Here is an 8,535-nt window from a genome sequence, read left to right as displayed (position 1 = left end):
GGATAATCTGGCGCGGATATCATCGTGGAGCTGGGAAGCTAGTGCTCCCAACAAGGACTCCGAATACATTAGCGCAAACCAACTCCGTTATTACTTAATTGTAGTTGCAATAACGGGGCGGACCATACATTTTTGTAGCTCAACGCTTCGTTTTGAAAATCTTTGAAACACAAATAAAACACCGTTCAATTACGGTTGGGTTACACTTCTACTATTCCAATCAAATTTTGAGTTACTGAGATGCGCCCCCTTATTTTTACCGTTTTTTGTTTCAGTCTTATGAGTTTCCCAAGCTTAGCTTCAAAGGGTTCCCACTATCTTTATACGGGTTATCAGAACACACGAGTGAGTGATGATGGCTTTCAAGATTACTTTGAAGGCTCTTACAACAACTCAGGCAGTAAGCAGCTTTACGGCGGCTATCTCGGCGGCAATTATGCTGTAACGGATTCTCTGTTTGTTGGCTTCGACTCTTCAAAGACGACACGATCTTCAACGACTTTGTCTGATCTGTCTATTCAATTGGGCTGGTACCATTCGGTCACTCAACAGATTGAGCTGTACGCATCTGGAGGCGTTAATTGGGTGAAACCTAAGAGACGTTCTTCGTGTCGTAATGACAGTATTCTTGACCCATGTAACAGGGAAACCAACAAAAACTACGATGAAGGGTTTATCGGTGAAGCAGGTGCAGTGGTTTCGATTAACGAACGTTGGTCGCTGCAACCGTTTTACAGTTATACAGATACCTATGAGCATGGTTTAAATAGTTTGGGGGTTGTGAGCTCGGTTAAGATTATCTCGTGGCTTGCCGTTGATGCAGGTTATGACTACACCTATAGCAAAAACCTGAAGCAAAACACGGTTCGAGTCGGCGCGCGGTTTAGTTTCTAGTCTTTCATCTCTAACTGACAACAGATACAAAAAGCCCCGCATTTTCATGCGGGGCTTTCGTTATGCATCAACCCATTTTAAGGCGAGACAATTGAATCAAGATTAAGCTAGAAGCTCTTTTGCTGTGTTTACTACGTTTTCAGTAGTGAAACCGAACATCTTGAATAGCTCGCCTGCTGGTGCAGATTCGCCGAACGTTGTCATACCGATGATCTTGCCACCGAAACCAACGTACTTGTACCAGAAGTCAGCGATACCAGCTTCTACTGCGATACGCGCTGTAACGTCAGATGGAAGTACAGACTCACGGTATTCAGCATCTTGCTTGTCGAACGCGTCAGTTGCAGGCATAGATACTACGCGTACTTTCTTGCCTTCAGCTGTTAGTTCAGCAGCAGCGTTAACCGCTAGCTCAACTTCAGAACCTGTTTCAGCGTCAGATGGAAGTACAGACTCACGGTATTCAGCATCTTGCTTGTCGAACGCGTCAGTTGCAGGCATAGATACTACGCGTACTTTCTTGCCTTCAGCTGTTAGTTCAGCAGCAGCGTTAACCGCTAGCTCAACTTCAGAACCTGTTGCGATAAGGATAAGCTCTGGCTTGCCTTCACAATCTTTCAGGATGTAACCACCCTTAGCGATGTTAGCTACTTGTGCAGCGTCACGATCTTGTTGTGCAAGGTTTTGACGAGAGAAGATTAGCGATGTAGGGCCATCTTTACGTTCGATTGCCAGTTTCCAAGCGACTGCAGACTCAACTTGGTCACATGGACGCCATGTGCTCATGTTTGGAGTCAGACGTAGAGAAGCGATTTGCTCAACCGGTTGGTGAGTAGGACCATCTTCGCCTAGGCCGATAGAGTCGTGCGTGTAAACTTGGATGTTCTGAACTTTCATCAGAGCAGCCATACGCATTGCGTTACGCGCGTATTCCATGAACATTAGGAACGTTGCGCCGTATGGTACGAAACCACCGTGCAGAGCGATACCATTCATGATAGCCGTCATACCGAATTCACGTACACCGTAGTGGATGTAGTTACCAGAGAAATCAGTCGCTTCAAGAGACTTAGAACCAGACCACATAGTTAGGTTAGAAGGCGCAAGGTCAGCAGAGCCGCCCATGAATTCTGGTAGCATAGCACCGAACGCTTCTAGTGCGTTTTGAGATGCTTTACGTGAAGCGATGTTTGCTGGGTTAGCTTGAAGATCAGCGATGATTGCGTTTGCTTTCTCTTCCCACTCAGCAGGTAGGTCACCGTTTACGCGGCGTTTGAATTCAGCTGCCAGCTCAGGGTATGCTGCTTCATAAGCTGCAAGTTTCTCGTTCCACGCTGCTTCCTTAGCTGCGCCTGCTTCTTTCGCATCCCACTCTGAGTAAACTTCCGACGGAATTTCAAAAGGACCGTGCTCCCAACCTAATTCTTTACGTGTTGCTGCAATTTCTTCAGCGCCTAGTGGTGCACCGTGACAGTCGTGCGTACCTGATTTGTTTGGAGAACCAAAGCCGATAACTGTTTTAGTACAGATTAGAGTAGGGCGAGGATCTGCTTTAGCTGCTTCGATAGCTGCATTAATAGCGTCAGCATCGTGACCATCTACTGCTGGGATTACGTGCCAGCCGTATGCTTCGAAACGCTTAGGTGTATCGTCAGAGAACCAACCTTCAACTTCGCCATCGATAGAGATGCCGTTGTCATCCCAGAAAGCAACCAGCTTACCAAGACCTAGCGTACCCGCTAGAGAACATGCTTCGTGAGAAATACCTTCCATCAGACAGCCATCACCCATGAATGCATAAGTGTAGTGGTCTACGATGTCGTGGCCTTCGCCGTTGTCATCCCAGAAAGCAACCAGCTTACCAAGACCTAGCGTACCCGCTAGAGAACATGCTTCGTGAGAAATACCTTCCATCAGACAGCCATCACCCATGAATGCATAAGTGTAGTGGTCTACGATGTCGTGGCCTTCTTTGTTGAATTGTGCCGCAAGCGCTTTCTCAGCCATTGCCATACCAACAGCGTTAGTGATGCCTTGACCTAGAGGACCAGTAGTTGTCTCGATACCTGGTGCATAACCGTACTCTGGGTGACCTGGAGTCTTAGAGTGCAGTTGACGGAAGTTTTTAAGATCTTCAATTGAAAGCTCGTAACCTGCTAGGTGAAGCAGAGAGTAAATCAGCATAGAGCCGTGGCCGTTTGAAAGTACGAAACGGTCGCGGTCAGCCCACTCTGGGTTAGACGGGTTGTGGTTTAGGTGAGAGCGCCAAAGAACTTCAGCGATGTCAGCCATACCCATAGGAGCGCCTGGGTGACCAGAGTTTGCTTGTTGTACGCCATCCATGCTTAGAGCACGAATAGCGTTAGCTAGATGTTTGCGGTTCATAGAAACTTCCGAATAAAAATTAAGATAAACAAATTGATAAAAGTAGGGGAACTGAACGTTCCCCTATTTGAAATTGGTGAGAGTGATTACAGCTTAGCTGCGATCATGTCTTCTAGTTTGCCTTGGTCAACTGCGAAGTTGCGGATGCCTTCAGCTAGCTTCTCAACAGCCATTGCGTCTTGGTTGTGGTCCCATAGGAACTCAGCGTGAGTCATAGCTGCTGGACGCTCTTTAGTACCGTTAGAGTCGATTAGCTTCTCTACTACTTCGCCTTCTGCTGCTTCTAGGTCTGCTAGAAGTTGAGGTGCGATAGTTAGACGGTCACAACCAGCAAGTTCAAGGATCTCGCCGATGTTACGGAAGCTTGCGCCCATAACAACAGTCTTGTAACCGTGGTCTTTGTAGTAGTTGTAGATATCAGAAACAGAGATTACGCCTGGATCTTCTGAAGCTTCGAAATCACGACCTTCTTTCGCTTTGTACCAGTCCATGATGCGACCTACGAAAGGAGAGATTAGGAATACACCAGCTTCAGCACAAGCACGAGCTTGAGCGAAAGAGAATAGAAGCGTTAGGTTACAGTTGATGCCTTCTTTCTCTAGGATTTCAGCAGCACGGATGCCTTCCCAAGTAGAAGCTAGTTTGATAAGGATGCGGTCGTTAGTGATGCCAGCGTCGTTGTACATTTTGATAAGTTGACGAGCTTTAGCAACGCTGCCTTCCATGTCGTAAGAAAGACGAGCATCTACTTCAGTAGAGATACGGCCAGGTACAACTTTCAGGATTTCTTTACCGATGTTCACGTTAAGCATGTCGCAAGTGTCTTGAACTTGCTGTGCTTTGTCATCGCTTTGCGCTTTAGCGTATTCGATAGAAGCATCGATTAGAGGTGCGTACTCAGCAATTTGAGCAGCTTTAAGAATTAGAGATGGGTTAGTTGTTGCATCTTCAGGAGTGTACTTGCTGATAGCTTCGATATCGCCAGTGTCAGCTACAACAGTTGTTAGTTTACGAAGTTGCTCTAATTTATTGCTCATTTTGATCATCCTATGTATCGCATAACACCTCGCTAATGGGAGAGGTGTGGGCATTTGCAAGCTAACTAATGAAGTTCTCAATGGTTGTACCAGTGAGCCAAACTTACATTAATTTAAATTTTTCTCCGAACGAACATTTGCACAGAACATTTGATCGCTCGATGAGTAAATGATGTAGCCATATTTATCCGATCTAGCACCAAAGTCAACGGTAAATAGTCCTGTATGGTGACTTCAGTCAAATATATTTCGCTCTAGTAATCATGGGGTATGCAAGCAAACGTTTAATGGGCAGAGTGAGGTGAATTAATCAACAATAAAACCAAGGCTATCACCGTGAACAAATGTTCCTTGTTGTTACATATGTTCACGGTGTAAACTTGTGTATCACTTGCTGATGCATCGAACATTTGTTCTCAAAGCAGGTAAAATAATTGTTAAAGATAGGTTGCGTGGTATATGAGTAAGAATATCCAAGATGTTTCCGAAGAAAACACTGATCTCCTCACTGAAGTGGCGGTTGCTTATTATCAGGATGGCGCGACACAAGAAGAGATCTCCAAAAAGTACTCTATCTCTCGTGCAAAGGTTGGTCGAATGCTCAAACAAGCACGCGACGAGGGTATTGTTGAGATCACCGTGAAATACCACCCAGTATTCAGTGCCAAGATAGAACAACGCCTGATTGAGCGCTTTGGTGTGAAACGTGCACTTGTGGCACTAGACCAACCAAACGAAGAGAAGCAGCGACTCCAAGTTGCAGGCTTAGTGTCTAACTATCTAACCAGTACACTGAAAAACGGCATGGTGGTGACAGTAGGACAAGGGCGAAACGTATCGTCTGTTGCTCACCATACTGGTGTAATTACTCCTCGTGACTGTAAGTTCGTGTGTGGCATCGGCGGTATCCACCCAAGAGGCGGTATGTTTAATGCCGACCATATATGTAGGCAGCTAGCCAAAAAATACGGCGGCTCTTCTGAAACCTTATACGCGCCTGCTTATGCAGAAAACAAAGCGCAAAAAACCGCATTCATGGAAAACAGCACCGTTAAGCAAACACTCGATCTAGCTCGTAAAGCTGACGTTGCTTTGGTCGGTATTGGTGACATGAGTGAAAACAGTTATATGGTCGACTTGGGTTGGTTTACTGCAGGCGAGGTTGTTCAGTCTCGCTTATTACAAGGTGTGGTCGGTGACTTCGCGGGTTACGACTTTTTTGATGTACACGGCAAAGCAGCAAACACAGTAATGAGTGACCGAGTAATCGGCTTAGGTTTAGAAGAATTTCGACCAATAGCAGAAGTGATCGCTATCGCCGCGGAGAACAGTAAACCATTAGCTTTATTAGGTGCATTAAGAACCGGCGTGGTAGACGTGATCGCAACCAGTGTAAGCAATGCTTTGACGGTACTTAACTTGGATGAGCAGATGAAGCACGCTGAGTTAGACGAAAATCGTTAAGGTGTGAGTGTTATTGATAAACGAAAGGGAGCCTGTTTGGGCTCCCTTTTTTGATTCATCACGTTATTTACGAGTTGGGTGAGACTAACTGACAGTTATGCCGTCGCTTCTGGTTGTTCTATTGTCTCAACCTGAGTTGGTGCTAGATACTCACACAGTTCATCGTAAGGGATAGGGCGTGAGAAGTAATAGCCTTGCATCAAATCACATCCACAAGCCTTTAGAATCGAGAAATGCTCATTTGATTCTACGCCTTCTGCTAATACCACCATGCCGAAGTTTTTACCGATTGCTATAATGTTTTGCACCATAGTGAGTGACTGCTGGTCTATAGCGATGTTCTCAATGAAACTCTTATCAATCTTAAGTTCGTCGATAGGGAGTGCTTTCAACATGCTCAACGATGAATAGCCAGTACCGAAGTCATCCAGAGAGATCTTGATACCGTTTTCTTTGAGCGCTTCAAACAGTGGTTTTACTATAGCCACATCTTCAATGAACAAGCTTTCGGTAATCTCTAGCGTTAAACAGCTTGGAGAGAACTGATACTTTTCAAGCGTAGCGAATAAGTGGTCAGAGAACGACTTATGTGAAAACTGACGAACCGATATGTTGATCGACAGCCCGATCTTCTGTTCTGTCGTTCGATGCAAATGAGCGATCTGCATAATGCTCGACTCAATAATAAACGTACCTAGCTTTTGCATTAAGCCCGTGCTTTCTGCGACAGGAATAAACACATCGGGCGGGACAAAACCCAGTTCGTCATCAATCCAGCGCACCAGTGCTTCGACACCATGAGTGCTCTTATCGGTACGTACCAAAGGTTGAAAAGCCATGAACAGTGTTTGCTTTTCAATAGCGATACGTAGCCTCTGTTCTACTCTCATCTTGTAGAGGTGAGCATCTTGCATCGCCGTGGTGAAAATACTGTACGAGTTCTGTTGTTGCTTCGCTTTGTACATCGAAATATCGGCAGAACGGAGCAAACTATCCAAATCTTTCCCATGTTCAGGGAAGCGCGCAATACCGATGCTACAACCTAGTAAGAACTGAGAGTGTTCGACTTCATAAGGTTGAGAAAGCACTTCAATAATCCGTTCAGCGAGTCGTTTAATCTCAGACTCGTTCGTTAACGGTGTTAAGAATAGAAACTCGTCGCTCGATTCACGCACCAACAAGCTGAGTCGAGAACGGAATCGCATCAAACGTAACGCAATCTGCTTGAGTACCTTGTCCCCGAAGTCGTGCCCGTGAGTATCATTAACACACTTAAAGTTATCGATATCGATAAACAGCAGTGAGAATTGCTCAGATTCATCTTCAATCCATTTATCAATATTTCGACGCATGTATAAGCGGTTTGGCAGAGAAGTTAATGGATCGTGATTCGCTTGGTAGATCAGCTGGCTTCTGGTTCTTTGCTCGTTCTTGGCAATCGACTTAACCAAAACGTAGAAACCGAATTGAAGAAAGATAAAGGCGCCGAAAAGGATGCCGAACTCTTGAAAGAAGATGCTATCAACGTGAGTCAGATCTGTGCGTCCAACGACCCAAAGTTTGTAATCTGGAATGTACTTAGCGCTGACCAGTGAATGATACATGTCGTCATCGACGCTGAAAGAGTAGGTGTTATTTCCTGTCTTCGTTTCTTCGAGACTGACGTTCACTTGTTGTGCAAAACGGTGAATGATGCGTGTTACTACATCATTATCAACCGGCTCAAGATAAGCTTCGAGCGATTCAATATCGCTCGAATAAAACTGTCGGTAATTGTCGGGTCTTAGCAAGGTTAGGGTGTTGTAGCTGCCGGCGTGTGCATTGTTTTCGAATACTATTGTGCTGTCTAAGCGTAGGCCTGCAGTCATTACCGCATCGACATTTTTGCCATCGATGGAGATCGATTTTCTTAGCGGAATCACCAAACTGTTCAATGATTCTTGGAAATAGGTACGCCCCAACACCATCTTTTCGCTAGACATAGCCTCTAGAAATGAATCTCTGGTGTATGAGTGATTAAGTAGATTATGTTGATTCGACAATTGCAGGTTGGAGCTGATTGCAAGATAGTCCCCTTGAGGGTTTAGCAATCCGAATGCTGCAATCGCAGGGTGAGTATCAAGCAGCTTGTCTAATATTGGTCGAATTTGAATCGAAGCAGTACGAGTGAAGTCAGACTGTTGAGCCAATTGATGCCCAACCACTTCAAGCAGAGCTTCTTGACTGGTGAGAAGCGAGCTTACAGAGCTAGAAAACAGCTCAACTTGGATATGCTGTTGCTCAATGAAGTCATCTCTGTTTGCTTGCCACTTGGTTACGCCCAACACGGCGAAAAGTATCAAGGTAAGCAGTACGATCAGAGCGTACAGCGACCAGATATTTTTCTTAAATAGAGCCATGAGATGCCTTTTGTTGGTTACTACTTCTAACAGAGTGCAAGTGACAAACTATTGGGTCGTCAGCGTGATTCATGCAATGAAAGAGACAAACGCCAATGATGAAAGTATCAATGATTAAATAGTGTAACGACTACGAACGAAGATTCTTGAGTGAAATATTAATATTCACACGAGCAATAACGATTAGTGCATGATTGCTCACGATTTATGCTTTGCAAATTTATACAGATTAATAAAAGAACAGTGCTAATTGAGATTTGGTCTCAAACGAATATAGCGTTACCGCAAAGCAAAGAGCTTACTCAGTGAGATGTTAAGTCATCACTAACAGTAAGCCCTTTATGCATGTGCAGTAT

At 45.0% G+C, this 8,535-nt stretch carries 5 protein-coding genes; 2 read left to right on the top strand and 3 right to left on the bottom strand.

What is annotated here, in order from left to right:
- The first annotated feature begins 279 nt into the window (after window positions 1-279).
- Complete coding sequence (locus L1D37_RS23545; protein WP_239849313.1) at window positions 280-894, top strand: hypothetical protein; 615 nt, start codon at window positions 280-282, stop codon at window positions 892-894.
- Window positions 895-996: 102 nt separating this feature from the next.
- Here L1D37_RS23545 and tkt read toward each other — a convergent pair whose 3' ends face one another.
- Together tkt and tal are read right to left on the bottom strand one after the other, a co-directional pair.
- Window positions 997-3,279, bottom strand: a complete 2,283-nt coding sequence (gene tkt / locus L1D37_RS23540; protein WP_275665565.1) for a transketolase — start codon at window positions 3,277-3,279, stop codon at window positions 997-999.
- 86 nt (window positions 3,280-3,365) lie between these two features.
- Window positions 3,366-4,316 carry a transaldolase gene (gene tal, locus L1D37_RS23535; RefSeq protein WP_046209277.1) on the bottom strand — a complete coding sequence of 317 codons (951 nt, stop codon included), beginning with the start codon at window positions 4,314-4,316 and terminating at the stop codon, window positions 3,366-3,368.
- Window positions 4,317-4,775: 459 nt separating this feature from the next.
- Between tal and L1D37_RS23530 the strand changes: the two genes are divergently transcribed.
- On the top strand, window positions 4,776-5,780 hold the full coding sequence (locus L1D37_RS23530) for a sugar-binding transcriptional regulator (RefSeq protein ID WP_132969104.1): 1,005 nt from the start codon (window positions 4,776-4,778) through the stop codon (window positions 5,778-5,780).
- A gap of 95 nt (window positions 5,781-5,875) precedes the next feature.
- On the opposite strand, the gene L1D37_RS23525 is transcribed toward L1D37_RS23530, so the two are convergent.
- Window positions 5,876-8,179, bottom strand: coding sequence for an EAL domain-containing protein (locus L1D37_RS23525; RefSeq protein ID WP_239849312.1), 2,304 nt, complete (start codon window positions 8,177-8,179; stop codon window positions 5,876-5,878).
- Window positions 8,180-8,535: the final 356 nt, after the last annotated feature.

The sequence above is a fragment of the Vibrio sp. Isolate33 genome, assembly GCF_022397895.1.
Taxonomy (GTDB): Bacteria; Pseudomonadota; Gammaproteobacteria; order Enterobacterales; family Vibrionaceae; genus Vibrio; species Vibrio pomeroyi.
Note: the sequence above shows the minus strand (reverse complement) of the source record. Positions and strands in the feature narration are given on the sequence as shown.